At 59.2% G+C, this 17,919-nt stretch carries 19 protein-coding genes; 10 read left to right on the top strand and 9 right to left on the bottom strand.

The genetic code is table 11. From position 1 onward, the window contains the following. Positions 1–1,110 precede the first annotated feature (1,110 nt). On the bottom strand, positions 1,111–2,244 hold the full coding sequence (locus ACIBCN_RS19375) for a hypothetical protein (protein WP_396992947.1): 1,134 nt from the start codon (positions 2,242–2,244) through the stop codon (positions 1,111–1,113). Between the two features lie 32 nt (positions 2,245–2,276). Then, positions 2,277–3,020, bottom strand: coding sequence for a hypothetical protein (locus ACIBCN_RS19370; protein ID WP_396992946.1), 744 nt, complete (start codon positions 3,018–3,020; stop codon positions 2,277–2,279). Positions 3,021–3,489: 469 nt separating this feature from the next. Here ACIBCN_RS19370 and ACIBCN_RS19365 point away from each other — a divergent pair, with 469 nt between their 5' ends. Continuing rightward, positions 3,490–4,326 carry an alpha/beta hydrolase gene (locus ACIBCN_RS19365; RefSeq protein ID WP_396992945.1) on the top strand — a complete coding sequence of 279 codons (837 nt, stop codon included), beginning with the start codon at positions 3,490–3,492 and terminating at the stop codon, positions 4,324–4,326. Here the strand turns inward: ACIBCN_RS19365 and ACIBCN_RS19360 are convergent. Then, a complete protein-coding gene (locus ACIBCN_RS19360) occupies positions 4,309–5,754 on the bottom strand; it encodes an XRE family transcriptional regulator (RefSeq protein WP_396992944.1) in 1,446 nt (481 codons plus the stop codon). The two genes, ACIBCN_RS19365 and ACIBCN_RS19360, sit on opposite strands and share 18 nt — an antisense overlap. A 193-nt stretch (positions 5,755–5,947) precedes the next feature. Between ACIBCN_RS19360 and ACIBCN_RS19355 the strand changes: the two genes are divergently transcribed. From ACIBCN_RS19355 to ACIBCN_RS19345, 3 genes are all read left to right on the top strand, one after another. Then, the gene (locus ACIBCN_RS19355; RefSeq protein WP_396992943.1) at positions 5,948–6,631 is read left to right on the top strand and encodes a hypothetical protein; all 684 of its coding nucleotides are present in this window, start codon (positions 5,948–5,950) and stop codon (positions 6,629–6,631) included. A 74-nt stretch (positions 6,632–6,705) separates the two neighbouring features. Next, positions 6,706–7,779, top strand: a complete 1,074-nt coding sequence (locus tag ACIBCN_RS19350) for a radical SAM/SPASM domain-containing protein (protein ID WP_396992942.1) — start codon at positions 6,706–6,708, stop codon at positions 7,777–7,779. 17 nt (positions 7,780–7,796) lie between these two features. Next, the gene (locus tag ACIBCN_RS19345) at positions 7,797–8,441 is read left to right on the top strand and encodes a hypothetical protein (protein WP_396992941.1); all 645 of its coding nucleotides are present in this window, start codon (positions 7,797–7,799) and stop codon (positions 8,439–8,441) included. A gap of 27 nt (positions 8,442–8,468) precedes the next feature. On the opposite strand, the gene ACIBCN_RS19340 is transcribed toward ACIBCN_RS19345, so the two are convergent. The 3 genes from ACIBCN_RS19340 to ACIBCN_RS19330 all read right to left on the bottom strand — a co-directional run bounded on the left by ACIBCN_RS19340 (position 8,469) and on the right by ACIBCN_RS19330 (position 10,540). Next, positions 8,469–9,053, bottom strand: a complete 585-nt coding sequence (locus ACIBCN_RS19340) for a hypothetical protein (protein ID WP_396992940.1) — start codon at positions 9,051–9,053, stop codon at positions 8,469–8,471. Positions 9,054–9,120: 67 nt separating this feature from the next. Continuing rightward, on the bottom strand, positions 9,121–10,068 hold the full coding sequence (locus tag ACIBCN_RS19335; RefSeq protein WP_396992939.1) for a carbohydrate kinase family protein: 948 nt from the start codon (positions 10,066–10,068) through the stop codon (positions 9,121–9,123). Between the two features lie 4 nt (positions 10,069–10,072). Then, positions 10,073–10,540, bottom strand: a complete 468-nt coding sequence (locus ACIBCN_RS19330) for an NUDIX domain-containing protein (RefSeq protein ID WP_396992938.1) — start codon at positions 10,538–10,540, stop codon at positions 10,073–10,075. A 204-nt stretch (positions 10,541–10,744) separates the two neighbouring features. On the opposite strand from ACIBCN_RS19330, the gene ACIBCN_RS19325 reads away from it, so the two are divergent. After that, complete coding sequence (locus ACIBCN_RS19325; RefSeq protein WP_396992937.1) at positions 10,745–10,930, top strand: hypothetical protein; 186 nt, start codon at positions 10,745–10,747, stop codon at positions 10,928–10,930. A gap of 310 nt (positions 10,931–11,240) precedes the next feature. On the opposite strand, the gene ACIBCN_RS19320 is transcribed toward ACIBCN_RS19325, so the two are convergent. The 3 genes from ACIBCN_RS19320 to ACIBCN_RS19310 all read right to left on the bottom strand — a co-directional run bounded on the left by ACIBCN_RS19320 (position 11,241) and on the right by ACIBCN_RS19310 (position 13,823). Then, entirely contained in the window at positions 11,241–11,528 is a 288-nt protein-coding gene (locus ACIBCN_RS19320; protein ID WP_396992936.1) for a hypothetical protein, read from the bottom strand. 66 nt (positions 11,529–11,594) lie between these two features. Next, positions 11,595–11,891, bottom strand: coding sequence for a hypothetical protein (locus ACIBCN_RS19315; protein ID WP_396992935.1), 297 nt, complete (start codon positions 11,889–11,891; stop codon positions 11,595–11,597). Between the two features lie 159 nt (positions 11,892–12,050). Continuing rightward, a complete protein-coding gene (locus ACIBCN_RS19310) occupies positions 12,051–13,823 on the bottom strand; it encodes a hypothetical protein (RefSeq protein WP_396992934.1) in 1,773 nt (590 codons plus the stop codon). A gap of 22 nt (positions 13,824–13,845) precedes the next feature. Here ACIBCN_RS19310 and ACIBCN_RS19305 point away from each other — a divergent pair, with 22 nt between their 5' ends. The 5 genes from ACIBCN_RS19305 (at position 13,846) to ACIBCN_RS19285 (ending at position 17,912) form a co-directional block, all read left to right on the top strand. Continuing rightward, the gene (locus tag ACIBCN_RS19305) at positions 13,846–14,592 is read left to right on the top strand and encodes a hypothetical protein (RefSeq protein ID WP_396992933.1); all 747 of its coding nucleotides are present in this window, start codon (positions 13,846–13,848) and stop codon (positions 14,590–14,592) included. Between the two features lie 316 nt (positions 14,593–14,908). Next, positions 14,909–16,084, top strand: a complete 1,176-nt coding sequence (locus ACIBCN_RS19300) for an OmpA family protein (protein WP_396992932.1) — start codon at positions 14,909–14,911, stop codon at positions 16,082–16,084. A gap of 51 nt (positions 16,085–16,135) precedes the next feature. Beyond that, positions 16,136–17,458: a hypothetical protein gene (locus ACIBCN_RS19295; protein WP_396992931.1), complete on the top strand. Its 1,323-nt coding sequence runs from the start codon at positions 16,136–16,138 to the stop codon at positions 17,456–17,458. Then, a complete protein-coding gene (locus ACIBCN_RS19290) occupies positions 17,455–17,718 on the top strand; it encodes a hypothetical protein (RefSeq protein ID WP_396992930.1) in 264 nt (87 codons plus the stop codon). The genes ACIBCN_RS19295 and ACIBCN_RS19290 overlap by 4 nt, the downstream gene beginning before the upstream one ends. Beyond that, on the top strand, positions 17,715–17,912 hold the full coding sequence (locus ACIBCN_RS19285; protein ID WP_396992929.1) for a hypothetical protein: 198 nt from the start codon (positions 17,715–17,717) through the stop codon (positions 17,910–17,912). Before ACIBCN_RS19290 ends, ACIBCN_RS19285 begins: the two co-directional genes overlap by 4 nt. Positions 17,913–17,919: the final 7 nt, after the last annotated feature.

The raw sequence follows: 17,919 nt of genomic DNA, 5'->3' as shown, positions 1-17,919 counted from the left end.
AGCATCGTGACATCAAAATCACCGATATCAGGATTACGTAATTCGCCGCCATCCTTGACGACACTGTGAAGCAGAAACGCCTAACCGTGAATCCTGCGCGGGAGGTGAAGATTCCGCGTTGCGAGTTGGTGTAGCACAACTACCTCACGCATGACCAGGTGGCCGTTCTCGCAGCGGAGGCGAAGCACCCGGAGATAGTCATGCTGCTGGCCTACTCCGGGCTGCGCTGGGGAGAGATGGCCGCGCTACGTCCGCGAGACGCAGACCCCGGACCGCAGGTGCATCCGTATCGTGCGATCGGCAAGCAAGGTCAATTCGCGCAGTGTGATCGGCGCACCGAAGACGTGGGAGGTGCGGACAGCAAGCCCAGCGGCTCAGCCACGTTCCCGCGCGTGACCGTGCAACAACTCAGGCAAACGGCACCGTCACTCATGATCGCGAGCGGCGCGCACGTGAAGACGATCCAACGCCAGCTCGGCCACAAGTCGGCGACCAGAAGTGGGGGTCCAGGGGCACGGCTTCGGGATTGGCGAGCCGAGGTAGGGTCCGGGGGCAAACGGTCCGTGTCTAGCGAACCTGGGGAAAGGGTTCTGGGGGCGAAGCCCCGCCGCGCGCGGTGTGGGGGCTTCGCCCCCACAAGACACGCGAAACGAGACGCGGCCCACGCCCTCCGTGGGCATGGGCCGCGCATCGAGTGGACATGGCGGGAACTTACTCGAACCGGACCGACATCTTGGAAGACTTCGCTGAACTGCACAAACGGATGAAAATAAGCGGACCGCACAGGCCGAAGCCGCCACGGCCGCAGACCACTGGCGGGCTGAAGAAGCAACTGACGCCGGAGGAGACGGCTCAGATCGTCGCCGAGTACGAGGCGGGCGCGTCGATGGCTCAGCTGAAGGTCGGGCATCACATGGCTAAGCGGACCGTAGCGAGGGTGTTACGAGAGGCAGGCGTGGAGATCCGGCCGAGGGGCGGACAGCGCCCCATCGCTCGGTCTACTCGATAGGGCTCGGTATCGCAATAATGTGTTCGTCCTCTTGTGCAATGAACTCAGACATGCCGCAGGGAGGGAGAGAAACTATAGACTGGCCGACGACTACGTGAGAGTCAACGCTCAAGTATGCCATGCACGGAGAACAAGTCAGCGAAGAAGCGACGCAACATGTCCGGCGCGTCTGGTTGCATCAGCTCGTATCCACCGAATCGGAATACTTCGTATCCGCGAAGCCTTAGTGCACGATCTTCGGCGACCATCTTGGCATATTCCTGAGGTGACGCCTTGTCACCGTTAGCATAATGTTGCTTTCCGTCCACTTCTATGACTATGCGAACATGATCGGGCAACAAGAGAAGGAAATCCATTCGTTCGCGCCTCAGACGGTTCGGCTTTCCAAGCGTTCGGCGTTCAGCGCCAGTCAGCGGGTCAAAATGAAGATAGACCTGTGGCAACAACGCAGGAACCTTTAAGCCCGACTCGCCCCGATAATTCTCGCAGTACGTACGAAATACGATTCGTTCGACCGAATTATCTCCGAGCGACGAGTCGAGTCGCCGATAGAGACTACGTGCCTTCTCAAGGTCCGAGCCCGAAACGTCCAAGCCTCCCCACCACGTTACGAGGTCTCCCCATGCGAGACCAGACTCAGGCAGAGGTTTGTCGTACACCAAGCAGCGATCGGCAAATTTGACGATCTCGACAACATTGTTTACGGCATCGCGCAGCACGATTTCAGGTTTAGGACCAGAGGACGCAAAGATAATGTTCTTGAGATGACCATCGACACCGCGAGCGGAAGTACTAGCGTCACCCACTTCGTCGAGATCAGATAAACCGTTCCAAATCGGCTCAAAGAGTACGCTGAGATAGCCACGGCGCGCCGCCCACCCGCCCGGACCGCTCATTCCCTCGCGGCTCCAATAGTCATGAAACCCAGAAAAATCCCTGAAGGGCGGTTTGAATTCGAGTCCGAGCCGTCGCAGGACAGCTCGCAACGCTCGTAGCGCTACCGAAATCTCATCGTTGGTGAGCTTATAAACAGAATCTGTTCCAAAACCCCGCAGTTCATCATGAACCAACTGGGTGAGCGCGTGTGCAACATCAAGATCACTAGCCTTCTCGACTGCACCCTTGGCGATCTCCGCAACTAAGTCGCTGTTGAGCACCTCCCTAAACGCCCACGGGTCGCCATTCATAGACCAAGACGAGTCGCGCTCAGTTTTGAAGAAGCCGCTTGGCTGCATTGTATGACACCTTGTCCATTTACCTCATTGTATCAAAGATTAAATTTCACTCTAGGTACGGACCTTCCCGCAATTCGCCGTTGCTCAAGATATGAGTCGATAGCGTATTCTTCCTCAGCATCCAGTTCTTCTTGTGTAGGCTCGGCAGGTTCCAGATGGTGCTCTTCGCTCATACCGGCTTCAGGCAAAAGCTCTTCGTCCAACCTTAGTGAGCAGGCTCGGCAAAAGAATTCTTTGGGCGTTGCGGTGAGGTCAACGTATCTCACCAAGCTGCCTTCGTAGTCACCGTCCGTTATGATTCCGCTTCTATTGATAATATATTCTAACCAGCCATCGAAGCCGCAGACCGGACAAAGCCTGCGACGATACCGCTCCTCGGAGTGGTCCGAGTCATCGAAGTAACTATCAGGTTCCTTCTCTGCGAGCTCAAACAGTGCATCATCATCCAGCCGCTTACGCAATCGTTCAAGCTCGCGAGCCGCAAGCCCTTTGAGTTGCTCAAATCGAATCCGGCGTTCGCGCTTTTGCTGTCTTAATCGTTCATCTACTTGCGCGACTAGAGACTTCCCCCAGTAGGCTTCGCGGTGCAGCTCAGCATGCTCGCTGCTGACTACGACCAACAATTCTTCACATACTTCGACCATCTTATTTAAAGCTTCGTCAAGCTCGGAGATGTCGACGAAGCCCATATGAGCAGCAGCGTTCCGTACGTCAAAAACTAACGCATGTCGCTGCTGATCGTAATTGATCGTGTACGCCTCTTTGAGCAGATTCATGCAGTCTGCGACGGAGCGCGACTTCCCTCTGTGGACCGCAACGCCCGAGAACCCCGAGAACAGCAAAGCGCTCTTTATATCTCGTTCAGCTATCAGTGTCGGGGAAATTGTCGCCAAAGCACACTTTGCAAGTAGCTCAACCGATGTCCCGATAGACATTGCGCAGTCCAAGAGCTCTAATTCGTCGTCCGACGAGGATGTGAGCGCGCGCCTTCCATGAAGCGATGCCGCACGGAATAGATGTAGAGCCAAGTCGGCGTGAGCAACAGCGTGCCCGATTCCGGGCCATATCATTGGGATCTTCTTCGCCATGCCGACCTTCCACGTCTGTATGTGTTCCTATACATACTCCACATGACGCCAAGGTCGTAACGGTTTTATGTTCCCGGGAGGCTTGTGGTGCAAGCTGGCGACCACGACATGGGACTACCACTCGAAGCGTCGACCCGAATCTGGTTGACTGATTCCCGTGGTTCCGACCAGCACCATCACCAGCGTCCGCACCCTCGATGGCCTTCAACTCGCTGCGACTCTCGTCATCCCAGATCAACCGTCATCGCAGGCCATGGTCATGGTGCACGGCGGCGGTGTCACCCGCGAAGAGGGCGGCTTCTTCACTCGCCTGGCCGCCGGCATCGGCGAAGCTGGGATCGCTTCGCTGCGGTTCGACCTTCGCGGTCACGGCGAAAGTGAAGGGCGTCAGGAAGAGCTGACGCTGTCCACCATCCTCAACGACATCCGCGTCAGCCTGGCGTATCTCCGAGAAGCCAGCGGTACTCAGGCAATCAGCCTTCTTGGCGCGAGCTTCGGCGGTGGGATCTGTGGCTACTACGCCGCCAAGCGTCCCGACGAGCTGACGCGCCTGGTACTCCTCAATCCTCAGTTCGACTACAAAAAGCGGACGATCGACACTCGTCCCTACTGGACGAACGACATCATCAACGACGAGGCCGCCCGCGAGCTGAACGAGACTGGCGCGATTCGCTTTACCCCGACGCTGAAGCACGGTCGGCCGCTTCTCAACGAAGTCTTCTGGCTGAAGCCGAACGAGGTGCTTGGTGAGATCAAGACGCCAACGCTCATCGTCCACGGCAACGCCGACACCTTGGTGCCGATCGACGGTTCTCGCGCTGCCCTCGCTCAGTTCACCGCGCCTGTTGAACTTGTCGAAATCGAAGGCTCGCAGCACGGCTTTGCGGTCCACGACGATCCTCAGTACCTCAATCCGCAGAGCCAGGTGTACCAAGCCGACGTCATCCGCACCGTCGCGCAGTGGCTGACGACGGGTTCAACGCTGCGGCATTAGCGCGTCGCGCAGTTGCCGTACCGCGGGACGATGGCTCCACGGGTCAAGTGTGCGAACGACGTCGACAATCACGTTCATGGTCCGCTCCGAGCGGGTTTCGCGCGCCACGGTCACGGAGTCCACGGCGACCGTGGCGGCTTCATCCGGCTCGCCACTCAGTGCCAGTGCCTTGGCCTGCCGAGCCCCGAAAAATCCAGCGTCGCGCCGAGACAGTGAACCGCCCGCCAATACCTCACCGAACAACTCCGTTGCCGTCTGCGGCCTGCCCGCTTCGGTGTAGCAACAGGCCGAACGCACGAGCAACGTCCCCTGATCGAAGTAACTGACCAGCTGATGATCGTCCTCGCCGTTCGCCTGCGTCAACAGCTGCTGGGCGTCGCCGAGCCCCTGCTCCACCACATTGGTCGGTTCGCCAATCATGGCCAGGCCCAATGCCTCTTGCTGCACCACCTCGGCCAACACCCGCGTCGGCAACTGCCACGGGCCTTCCTTCGCCGCCTGCGCCAGCGACAGCAACGTGCCGGTGTCGCGGGTGTCATAGGCCATCTGAGACTTCTTGAGCAGCACATAGCCCTGCATCGGCAGACTGCCCGCGGCTTGCGCCCACTCCATTGCTCGGTCATACAGAAAGGTCGCCATCAGCGGATCGTGCAGATCGCGGTACAGCCACCCGGCGAACTCCGCACCATCAGCACCAACCGCCAGCAACGAGCGGCGGACGTCCGGCTGAACGTCCTTGCTGTGCCTCCGGATTGCACCCAGCACACCGAGGACCAGCGGAAGAGCTGCCGCTGGTCCTAATGAGCCATCATCGGTTTTGCACTGCGTGAGCTGAGTACGAAAGAACTCCACGACGGAGCCGTCGAAATATCTGCGTGCGTCCTCCAACGCCAGGCCGACCCGTTGCAGGTCATCGGCGTGGCTGGGCGGCGGAGTGCCGGTGCCATCAGAGGCCAGCCAACGGGCGAGCGCCACGGTGTCATGACTGGTGGCACTGACGGTTTCGGCTGGTAGCGATGCCACGCCGCCGTCGGCATCCGGCAATTTGAACCAGAGCAAATTGCCAGGGATGCGCAGAATTTGCGCCCACCGAACAAGTTTGGAGAACTGCTCGGGCGCAGCCCCCTTCTCGATCCGGCTGAGCTGCGCCTGGGTCAGATCCAACCAACTACCGACAACTTCCTGCGGGAGCGGTCGGCCGTGGTACGGGTGCATCCGATAGGCGAAGATGACTCGGCCCATGTGCCATGTGGCCAGTGCATCGCGGATTTGGTCGGTCTGCCAGAAGCTCAGCGGCAGCGCTGGCGGACGATCCAACTCACCACGTGAGCCTGATTCGCAAGGGCCGCACAAGGTTCCGGCGTTGTAGCGGCTCAATCGGCTGCTACAGCGTGCGCAGTAGCGCTGATCCTGCGGAATCCCTGTCATTGACCGCTCCGGAAATGTTGTCCGAGGGTCCCCAAACCCCCCGTTTGCCCTGGTCAAAGGACGCTACCACCCATTTTCCACATCGGTATGCGTTTCATACATACCGCGCATACGCCGTGGTCGTGGTGCCAATTGGCCCGAAAACCGACCCTGAGATCCGGACACATTCGGGCCTCAATGAAAGGGGTAGGCCGTGGCATTGTCCCTCGTAGTCCCCATATTCGGCCCTCCGGCCGCTGGCAAAACCACACTCACTCTCCGGCTCGGCCAGGCACCAGGTCGACAGATCTTCCGCCTGCGCGAGCACGTTTCAAAGGAGGTGCTGGCCGCCACCGCAACCAGCAGTGAGCGGCTCGGCTGGATCGACGAGTTCACCGTGGCTGAAGCACTGCGCTCGTATTTCGAGGCCGCTCACGAAAATCCCGACGTTCATACCGTGCTGCTGGACAACTTCCCAGGATCTGCCAGCCAGGTGGACCAGTTGCTGACCACACTGTGGACGCTGACGCCACCGTGCTACATCGAGCCGATCGAGGTAGTGACGGATATCAAAACGCTGAAGCAGCGGGCCAAGACTCGCAAGGTCTGCCATCGCTGCGAACGCGATCCGATCTCCGATCCTCGACTACCAGCCATTCCGAGCAGCCAAGACCCCTGGCAGTGCGCGCACTGTGGCGGGCTACTGCATCCACGGCGGGGCGATTCGCCGCGTCTCCTCAAGGCGCGGTTGCAGCGCTACCACCAGACGGCGGCAGGGATTCGCGCTGGCTTCACCGATTCGGGTATCGCCGTCACCCAGCTCGACACCACCAACACCATCGACGGGGCGGCAGATCTGCTTGCCCCGCTTCTTATTTCGCGGAGTAGATCCCTATGACTGCAATCTCCTTACCCACGCCTGGCATCAGGAGTGATGGCTACGGCCATGCTCGGATGCCGCGCGGAGCCGACGTGCCCAGGCCGGATCGCATCGACCGCGTGGCCTACGGACGCTTTCGCAACGTGTACCTGTACATCACCGAAGCCTGCCAACTGCGCTGCGAGCACTGCTATATGGGCGAACGGCTGGAACGCGCGCTCAAGATGCCGCTCCCCCAGATTGTCGACACGCTCAGCATGTGGCGCCGGCTGGGTGGCAGCAAATTGACCCTGCTCGGTGGTGAGCCGACACTCCACCCCCACTTCTGCGAAGCGATCCGGTTGAGCCGTCAGCTCGGCTACGAGCACGTCATCACGACCACCAACGCCCAGAAGCCCGCGCTCAAAAAGTTTCGTAAGTTGGAGCCGGACGACCTCGCCTACGTCCAAGTCAGTTTGGACGGCGGCACGAGCACCAGCCACGACGCCATCCGTGGGCCGAACACCTTCGACACCGCACTCGAAACCACGGCTGAGCTGACCGGCCGCGGGTTCGATACTCGGATCATCTGCACGGTCAACAAGGCCAACGAAGGTGACGTGCTGCGGCTCCTCGACCTCGCCGACGAGCTGAACGTCAGCCTCGTGAAGTTCCACGTCTTCTCCACCATCGGCACCGGACACGGCAACGAAGACATGGCCATGACGCCGCCCGAATGGGTGGACTTCTGCGACAACCTGAACACTGTTGCGCCCGAGTACAAGACGCGAGTGTGGTACCAGCCGACCTACGCCCGCCGCGACGAAATGGCGCGCTACGCCGCCGAGGGCTATCAGGGGTGCATCGGCCGGACGCTGGATCGGATCTCGATCTTTCCCGATGGCCGCTGTTACGTGTGCTCGTACCTGTTCGACACCGACCTGCACTTCGCGCAGATGGTCGACGGCCAGGTGCAGCTCAACCACGGCACCAATGAGTTCGATCTGTTCACCAGCTCACTTGCTGAAAGTTCCTGCGGCGGCTGCAAAGCCAGCGCCTGCATGGGCGGTTGCCCTGCTGAGGAGTTGGTGATGGGCAAAGCCTCCTGCGAAGCCTACGAGGACATCGTGCCGGTCTGCCGGTTGTGGAAATCCAGCGCGAAAGACGAATCCGAAGCCGAGGAGTGAGGAAATCAATGGACGACATGGACCGCATCGCCGAAAACCTGTGCTGGATCGACTGGAACGACATCGACGATGTTGAACTCAACTGTCGTGAGGCCTTGAACGAACTCGCCGCCGAACCTCGGATTATCCGCGCACGGCTCGATGATCTGCCCAACCGGCCGGAGCTGCTGAACCTCTGCGAGCACTACGACATCCTGGACAAGCTTGTGCTGTTCAGTGATGACGACCCTGGCGTCCGTATCCGGTTGCACGTCTTTCTGCCAGGCTACTTCGACCGGCCACACAACCACCGCTGGTCCTACGCCAGCCGCATCCTGCGCGGACAGTATCGGCATTATCTGTTCGGCAATGCCGAGCTGGACGAACGGGTCGACCCCGCGAAACTGCCGGTGCTACAGGCACGGGAGGAACCCGTCGGCACCAGCTACGCCCTGCATCATTCGATGGTGCACGCCGTTGTGGCTGAGCCGTACACGGTGTCACTGGTGATCCGTGGCCCTGCGGTCAAGGAGAAGTTCTTAGTGATGGACCGAACGACCGGCGAGAGCTGGTGGCAGTACGGGACGAAGCAAGAATCGGCTGAGGAGGCCGAACATAAGCGGCTGACGCCAGAACGCTTACAGCTGGTGCGAGGGCAGTTGAGGGAGTGGCAGTTGATCTGAAGCGGCCAGGCCGAACGATCAAGGCCCTCACGCTAAAGCGACGAGAGCCTTGATCCATGCTGCGGCAAGTGCCACCGCCGCAAGCGAATACACGACCACACCGATGACCACCACCTTGGTCCACCCCTGAGTGTCGTACGCACTCCACATGCAGTAGTAGGTGAAGGTCAACAACGTCACGATTATCCCCACATAGGTAACCAACGTCTGGATCTTCAAGGCCCAGGGCTGCACATTGATATCCATCACCTTGCGGCCACGCTCAGCACCGATCTCACTAGCGGCTACGCCCATGGCACCGAGTTGAGTAGCGGCATGGAGACGCGCTTCAAGGATCTGGATCGACTTGTTCCTGGTCAGGATATTTGCCATGAGCAGAACATGAAAGGCAGCCACCATCCAAAGTGGGACAGCGATGAGCACTGGCCAAGTTCGTGATTCCTTCAAGCTCTGAAACTGGCTAACCACCAAGCCGAGGTACGCCACCGCTCCAGCGATCAGCGTTAGCGAAACATTCATATGCACTTGTTGATCGGCACGTTCCGCTTGGTAGAGACCAGCGAGCGCGGTCACCTCCACGGCATCGACAGGAGGAAACGTTGGTGGGGTCATGCAGCATCTCCGCCAATCTCATGCGAGCAGCCGTCTGTATGACCACAGGGTAAGACAAACCGGGCAGTTACGGGAGAGGGCGATAGCCGCTGCTCACCATTCCCCAGGGTTGGCGAGTGCATAACGGTTGAAGCTCGGCCAAGGTCGGCAGCGGGGCGCTCTGGTGTCGTGCGCACCGGAGCGCCCCGCTGGCCGATCCGAGCAACATACTGCGCTGCATTGGCCATCCGGCGCGCAGGCCATAAAGCAGGCCACCGGAGAAGGCCGCGCCCGCACAGTGGGTATGCCGGACCCTCACGGGGAAGGCAGGCACCGAGATCAGTTCCGAGCGACTGACTGCCACGGCACCGCAGGCACCAGCGGTCACGATCACCCAGGTTGCTCCAGTTTCGGCCAGCAGGTGTCTGGCCAAGGCGGGCGCTTCGGCATGGGCATCATCATCGACATTGGTTTGAACGATCAGGTTGGAGCACCCGTGTAGTGCGGCTGCCACCGCTGGCGACAGTTCCGAGCCACCAAGGTTGAGGAAAATCGGCACCTCGGCGGCGGCGCCGGCCTCGACCGCACGAGCGGCTGCTACCTCAATCAGTTGGTAGCCGTCCAGGTAGATGAACGATGCGCTCGCCAGGGGTGACAGATCGACGCGAGCCAAACCATCGACCACCCCAGGCAGATGAGCAAACCACGTGCGAGTGGCGTTGTCGTCGGCAGTCACGACGACCCGCGGGGTGATGACCTCCGGCCTCATCGCGCCAACCATCTCGACGTGACGATCGTCCAGCCAGCCGCGAACAAATCGGCCGTGCTCATCGGCCCCGATGTCATTTGAAATCAACAGCGGCGATGCTCCCAACGAGGCGAGCACCGCCGCTGTCATCGGCCCATCCGCCGCGACCGACCACTCAATGGTTCGGACTTCGGCCCCCTGGTTGGCAAGAGGAAACCGTGGCACCGTCCACAACTCCGCCAGTGCCAAGTAGCTGATGCACACCACTGGGCCGGACTGGAGCGTCATGGATCTACCAGCCGTAGACCGAGAAAGCTGTTCCATCGGCGATGTGGCTCATGGCCGTCTTGCCGTAGGCGATCATGTGGTCAGGCAGATCATCGAGCGAAAACCATGCCAGGTCACTACATTTTTCCGGCTCACGGTTCTCGGGCTCGCCCTGCCAGCTCCGCACGGTGAAGAAGAAGGCCATCCGGCCACCAGACGACGAGTTATGCATGATGTGGGCGAAATGCACATCCTCTGGCGCGATCCTGACGCCGATCTCCTCCTCGGCCTCTCTGATGAGGGCGTCGACCACGGATTCGTCGGCTTCCAGGTGGCCAGAGGGCAGGTGCCATGCGCCATCCTCGAAACCGGTGTTCTGCCGCTGGCCCAGCAGCACCTCGTTGCCGCGACGCAGCAGCAGGTGGACATCGCCAGTCACCTTGTGCCGCTGCGGTTTTACCTCCTGGGTGGGTTTAGTTGCTGTGTCGCTCATTGGTTGAAATGTCTCCTTTCATAGTCGTTGAACTGGTTGTTTGATACGTGGTTCCCCTGAACGCACCGAGCCTAGATCCCTGGCCGATCGCCCGATATACGCCGGACGTATACCGACCAACGGGTCGGGGCATGGATCGGGCGGCGATACGGAATCACCCTCGATACCAGGTGATTTGGCCGTGAACGGAACGGGAGTGGTGAAATGCGTAAACCACGGCATATCCGGATCGAATCCGGCGCACTGAGGCTGGACTACCAGGCGCCTGCGGAGCACGTACAGGACGTCGCCGATGAACTGGCGCAGGGGTTGCCAGAGTTCGTGGTCACCATCGACGACTATGTGACCGAGGACCTTCCGACATTGCCGTGTACACAGCTCTGGGATTGAGCGGTGCCGATGGTATATGCGCTCTGGCCGCTGAGCCTCTTACTGGTAGCCGTGGTCTGCTTTCGGTTGGGATATCAGTGGAAAGTGGCCGAACTGCATGGTCGACACGCGCTGGCCAAGTCGAGTACTCAACCACTTTCACCGCCGCCGCCAACTCGAATGGTCGCGTTTCCTCCAGCAGACGATTTAGAGGCGGATACAGAGCAACTACCAATCCTATTTGACCGGCCATCGACCAACTCGAACGCTGCCCCTAGGGACACCGGGCAGTGATCCACTGTAAGAGAACATACACGGTCAATCGAGCCGGTTAGCGCCGGTCGGACGAACCAACCGCATATTCGAGCCACTTCACATCCGAAGCATGTGTGATCAGTTCGCCCTTATCAGTGAATACCCGGAGGCAGCTGTTGCAGGCCCAACCGTCCCAGTTCTCTACAGGTTCAATCTCAATCCATTGTCCATCGCGGAGCACGACAGTATAGAAGTCACCACTACCGCAGAGGCAGCCGTGTTCAAACTCGCCCCACTGGTTGACGAAAATGCTGCCACCCTGCTTGGCAGGCGACGATTCTAGAAAAGTTTTGGCGTGAGACATACTTGATACTCCACTTAATGGTCATTTGTTCTTAATATTAAAGGAACCTCATCTATTTTACTATAGCTACTGCGCCGAGGGAGGAACCCGCCTATCGCACAAGCGACGAGATCGCTTGTGCGGTCGAGTGTCTTTATTCGGAGACACTTTGATCGCATCCTGTTTCTGCCCATCCTGATTGACAGGAGTGTTGGTGATGTCGATCTTCGCCCACAGGAGTTTGATGGTGGCGTTATCGCCAGTCTGCTTCTTGGTGAGAATAATGGTCACAAGCACGATTACCGCGACGGAGACCACGACGGCCAATGGCAATGCAAGCCAAGGGCTCATCGCTACCGCAAGCCAAGGGGTGGTGATCTGCATATGAGGACTGTAGGCCGAGAGGAAACCGTCATCCACCTGCGGAGATGTTGGTTATCAGCCAGATTTCCGACAGACTCGTGACAAACCGCAGATCGGCTATATGACCCAACCTGACAGAAACTCGACAAAGTCTTTTGAGGATCGCGCGGTCAACAGGAGTTATAAACCTTGAGCCTTCATCACGTCGATCGCGAGCTTCACGGCCGCTGCTGCGTTAGGAACAGTCCAGCTCGGCTCGAAGACACTTCCGTCCGCAGGCCGCAGATCGCTATCGAGAACGATCCGCCAGTGACTCCACTGTTTTTCAGTGATCAAATTCTCGGCAGCGGCTTGGTCGTGATATTCCCAGTTCAACTTGAGGCTGCGATTGGGCTTTTTCATGTGCCGCTCCCTTCGCAGCCAGTCAGGGTCTTCGATACGAAGCAATAAACAGATTTCCGGCCGCATGGTGAGGAGGTTTATTGAGACGCCTGTGTACGTCAAGAATGCTTGACCGCTGGCCAACAAAGCCCGCAGCCGTCGAGCCTCCGGCTCGTCTGCCGGATCAGTCGCTCCTTCTATGTGGTAATGCGGAAACTGCTGCTCTTGCTTGTCATACATCTCTTCTGAGAACTCACGGAAGAAGTTCCGCCACACCGAGAATTCGTCCTTGCTGTTTTCATGATTTGATTCGTCATAGTGCGGCGAAAAAATCCCAGAAGGGCAGACATGGCTAAAATTTGCGTGCGTTGCGACGTCGTTGGTCCTGCGGGTCAAGAAAAGATCATAGCCACCTTGAATGTTCTTAATCATGATCGTGGTGGCATGAGATACCGCTCCGTCCCGGTGGGCACCGTCAACGACAATATCTGCCACTTCACCATGAAGCCACTTCCGCATAGGCAACTGCTCCAGCGAAACCGGAGTATCCGGGTCGGCTGCCAGCGCTTTCATCATTTCCGGATCGAGGTCTTCCGAGGTAGCCGTCTTAGTGAAGAAACGCCCGAATTTGAAGTCAATCTTCAACGGTTGGCCCGGCAGGGGAAGATGCAGCTTGTCTAAGGAATAGGTTGGACCGGGAAAGAACCTGGTTGTATTGGTATCTGGATGCCTGAATTTGGCTACATCCTTGTTGAACTGCTCTTCAGCAGGTGGGTGGTAGTACTCGTCGCGTGGCCAGCGCAGCGGATGAGGCAGAAAGTTTGAAGGTGGCCTACCGAGGGCGGACTCTAAGTTATTCCATACCGATGACTGAGCGGAAAATACGCAGATTGGGTGAGTAACGTCCCAGAGTTCCAGTAGTTCATAGGAGGGATAGAGGGCACGAAGTGTGTCGTATAGTCCACGTCCGTTGAGAACAGCACTCCTTCGTTCGAGTTTTTGCTGTTCTGCCAGTTCTTGATCTTCTTTGACAGGCGATGGCTCTGGTCTACGCTTTTCGAGCAATGCCTCGACGGGCTTCAGCACCTCTGCACGAGAATGAGGGGCGGTGAGGATGCCCTCGATATATTCGATGTATTTTTTCCGGTAGTGAGGAAGGTTTCGATCAGGCTGGTCCTCCATATCCCTGGAGGCGTAGCCGATCAGCTCTGCCGCTTTATTCTTCCGCTCTCCGAGTTCAGCTGGATAGATGTCATAAAGTCGGATCATGACGCCGACAGCTTGCACGATTCGAGTTTTCGTCAGGTCCTTTTTCGACCGCTTCTCGGGTATGACAGTCGGGTGGTTCACCGCATATGAATTGACCGAGATCAGTAGTTCACGTAGGAGGCGCGCCTGGGTTGAGTTAATCTTCTTGCTACCGACCAGGACACTCAAGAAATGGCAAAGGCGTTGGCGTCGACCTAATTGATCGAGATAGCACGCACCGCTCTCGGAAGACTCGTACAGTCCCTTCAGATCCTCGATAGCCGCGACACGGAGGGCATCTATCTGGCGGTCGTCGTCCGTCACTGTCGTTCCCTCCAACGGGCTTGTGAGTGCTCTTCCGCTGATCGTAGCCGTCCACATTGCCGCCTGGGTCGTGCTACGCCATCTGGCCTTACGACGCGAAATATGTTGCGCTCGTTGCCATTTGGTACAAATCATGCCACAATATGGTGGGCGCGCTCAGATGAAGGGAAACCTCCTGATGCGCAGAGAGCACATTTACGACAAGATCATCGAAGACCACAATCGGTCCGTGGCCAACAGCCTCACCGATCAGATCTTCGCCGCTCGCGACGACTTCTTCAAGTTCATCTCAACCTACGGCCGGACGCAGATGGGGCTCGATGAGGGCGAACCGCTGCCGGTGCGCAGCTCGCTCTGGAACTACGTCGACTGCTGGCTGACCGAACTGTCCCCCATCCTCTACTCAAACTCGGGTGGCGGGTTTCTGTTCGATCCGAGGGAACGTGAAGCCATATGGCGGCAGTTTCTCCGCCACGTGCCGAACATCTACCTGGTGATCTGTGAGGCATACGACCAGGACCCGTCCAAGCTGGACCTGATCGAACGTGATCCGGTCACTGGCAAGGAGACTCGGATCGAACGGCGGGTTACGAAGAAACTTCCCGTCGTCGAGGACAGCGAGTTCAACACCGAGGAAGGCGACGAGCCGCCGACCGCCGAGGAGCGGGAACGCGCCTCGGTGCTCGAACTCGTGACCGGCATTGCCGAGCACTGGCCGCTCGTTACTTACGGCCCCGACGTCATGGACGGCGAGCCGAAACACCTCTGACACGTCGGCCGCCTTCGTGGCCGAGGTGCAATCACTACACAACCAACCAATCAGTATCCGCCTGCGCGCCCAACGCTGCCCGCCTCCAACCGGAGGCGGGCGTTTCACGTTCAGGCACACCGACGGTCGCTGAAGCAATCTGTCGGAAACCTGTCATGTCGTGGCAAATGGGGTGGGCTGCGGTTTGTCAGAAGCCTGTCAAATATCTGGCCTGCTCCACCCGTTTGCGCTGGTAGACGCAGCTTTTCGAGCGACTTACCTTGGTCCTTGACCGAGAACAGTCTGGGTCTGCACAACAAGCAAAAGGAGTATCTATATGGCAGTTTCTTCCCTGATCGGTCGCCTCTTGGCCGCTGGATTATTTGGGACCGTGGCGCTGGGTCTGCTTCCGGCTTGCACCAACCCGCAACCGAATCAGCCCGCCAGTTCCGAAACGCTCGTCATCACTGGCACGAGCGCCGAACCGCGTCCCGCCCTTTCTGATTCCCTTCGTGCCGAACTGGAACAGCGTGCCCACCACGCGCAAAAGCCCGGTGACGCAACGGTCCGCATTATCAGCTCAGCAACCGGACCCATCATCGAAAAGGATCTTGTGCCTGTCCGGAGCAATGGCGAGGTGGAGCACGCCAGCGCCGCCGCTGACCGCAAGATCACCACTGGCATAGATGATTTGGCCGAACTAGTAGCGGACGCCAAGGCCGACACCCCTGGGTTGTCGACGCTTCCGCTACTCGACCGAGCCGGCCAGATCCCGAACTCCGATATCCATGTTCTGTCTTCACTCGTCACCACTGAGAATCCAACCGACCTGCGCGTACTCGGTTGGGACTTCCAGGCGGACAACGTCAGTGACGGCATAGAACGGCAGGGTGAGTTGCCGGACCTCGCTGGACACACGGTCACCTTCGAGGGAATTGGCATCGTTGCAGGTTCCCAGCCTCGCTTGGCGCCCTTCGCGCGTACTGCGATCGCGAACCTGTGGGTGTCGCTGTGCCAGCGAATGGGGGCAAGCAGTTGCACCGCCGCGCAGGGAGCGGTCTCGGTACAGCCGCCTATCTCGACGCTGCCTGTTCCGGTGGTACCAGTGCCCACCAGCCGGACCGACGGAGGTTGTCCGGTGTGGGCAACACTTTCCGATTCCGAGCTGAGGTTTGCCCCCAATAGTGCGGTACTCGGACCGGAAGCTGATGTCGTGCTGCTTCCCATCATCCAAGCGGCGCAGCGCTGCAATCTGTCGGTCGATATTGCTGGCCACATTGCCGACATCGGCACGGCTGCCGGAGATTCCAGCAACCTCAGTGGCCGGCGTGCCCAGGCTGTGGCAGATCGGCTGATCGTGCTCGGCCTGCCATCTCAAGCTCTCGGCACTGTGATCGGCCGCGGTGCCACTGAGCCGGTGATCCCGAACTTCACCGGCGGCCAGTTCGACGAGTCCAAGGCCCAGCAGAACCGTCGCACCGAACTCAGCTTTCACCGCCTTGGCACGCGGTGATCGCCGTCCGCATCAGTTGCCCACCCGCACACCTCACGAACGGAGAAAATAATGGCTACTCGAACCTCACGCCCCAACTCCAAACCATCGGCAGCGACACCGCCCGCCGCTGATACAGCCGAATATGTCCAACAGGATGTGCCCAAGGACGAACAGCGCAGTTCACGCACCGGACGTGGACCGATCCCGAAAAAATGGCTCATAACGGTCAAGTCTCTGGTCAAGGAACAGTGGCGCATTGGCGCGAAGCGGCCCGCCAATAGGTACAGCAACTTGGAAGCGACGGTCACGGCAAAGGGTGTCACCGGGGCCGAGGAAGCCCGCGACAAGGGAGCCAAGAAGCTCAGCAAGGTTGTCGAACAGTTCGACAACCTCCGCGCAGAGCTGATCGTCCTGAAGGCCGAACTGCTCCAAATACCGACGCTGCCGGTCGCCGGTCCGAACGGTGAGGTACTCACCGCCACCCAGGCGGAAGCTCGGATGGCCGCTGTTCAGGCTGTCGTCACCAAGGAAACCGACGAAGGCAGCCTGAAGCATCGGCGCGTATCTCGCTGGCTGGTCCGCCTGGCACCGTTCGTCGTCGTGCTCGACGGGCCGGTCATGCTCTGGTTCTGTTCGCAGATCTTCAACGTCAACTGGTCTGCCCTCTCCCAGAGCATCATTCCGCTCATCACCAGTGGGGTCTTTGCGGTGCTGGCCACGGTCGCTATCGCGCTGGCGCTGCACAAGTTCGGGCGAGACCTCAAGGCATACAAGGACAACCGCGGGCACATCAGCTTGCCGAGCGGCCAGGCGAAAGTAGTCCCGCTGACCTTCATCGGGCTGTCGGTGTCGGTGACGCTCGGCAGCGGTGTGGTGATGGCCTATCGAATCATTTCCGAGTCGCTGTCGGCTGGCAGTGACCTGCTCGGCGGCTCGATCCTCGGCGTGTTCTTCGCAATCATCGTGATTGCTCTGAACGTGGTGATTTTCGCGGTGAACTACCGCGACGGCTCCACCCAGACCGACGAGCTCGATCACCACGCCAAGCAGCTGCTGCCGGTTCGGCTGACCGAACGGCAGTTCGAGGAGAAAGCCGAGAAGCTGACGACACGCCTCAAGCGGCTCCAGTCGGCAGGCTTCCGCATCTACGACGCCACCGTGACGAAGATGAGCGAACCCCTCGCGGCGGCCAATCAACTGATACTCCAGGCTCGGAGCTATCACCAGGGGTGCGGGCACGAGGCCGAACTGGTGCCGTCTGGCAGTGAGCCGGTGTACGGCGCGCTGCTGCCGATGATGAGTGTCGATACGTCCGTGTTGGACAACTTGCTCAAGCAGCTGAATCCGGTCGAAGACGGCCAGCCCGAACAGGTGCAGGCGGTGGCGGCGTGACGAGAGAAGACACCGACGACACCACCCGCGCACAGCTTGCTGACCGACTTCGCCTGCGGACTCCTGATGGCGACGACGTAGCAGCAGCCGGCGACCTTGCAAATTTCGTCTTGGACAGGATGCTGGAGGCAACAGACGCTCTGAACCGTTACGCCACACTGCGGCTCGAAGAAGCGCCAGTCAGCAGCCGCTACGCCATCCACCTGGCGGCCAGCATCGCGAGCGAAGTCACCGCATGGGTACGGCGGTGGCCAGCATGAGTGACGAAGATCCGCTTGGCTTTGTCGACAAGACCGTCCGTCGCTGCTTCAGCCTGTTTCTCGCGGCGATCGCTCTCTACCTTGCCGTCACCCTGATCAAATCCATCCTGCCGACGCTGTTGCTGATCGGTGGCATCGTCGGCGCGATGTGGCTGGGGATCGTTGTATTTCGTACATGGAAAGAGCGTTGGTGAAATGAGC

This window comes from Nocardia sp. NPDC051052 (assembly GCF_044456045.1).
Taxonomy (GTDB): Bacteria; Actinomycetota; Actinomycetes; order Mycobacteriales; family Mycobacteriaceae; genus Nocardia.
Note: the sequence above shows the minus strand (reverse complement) of the source record. Positions and strands in the feature narration are given on the sequence as shown.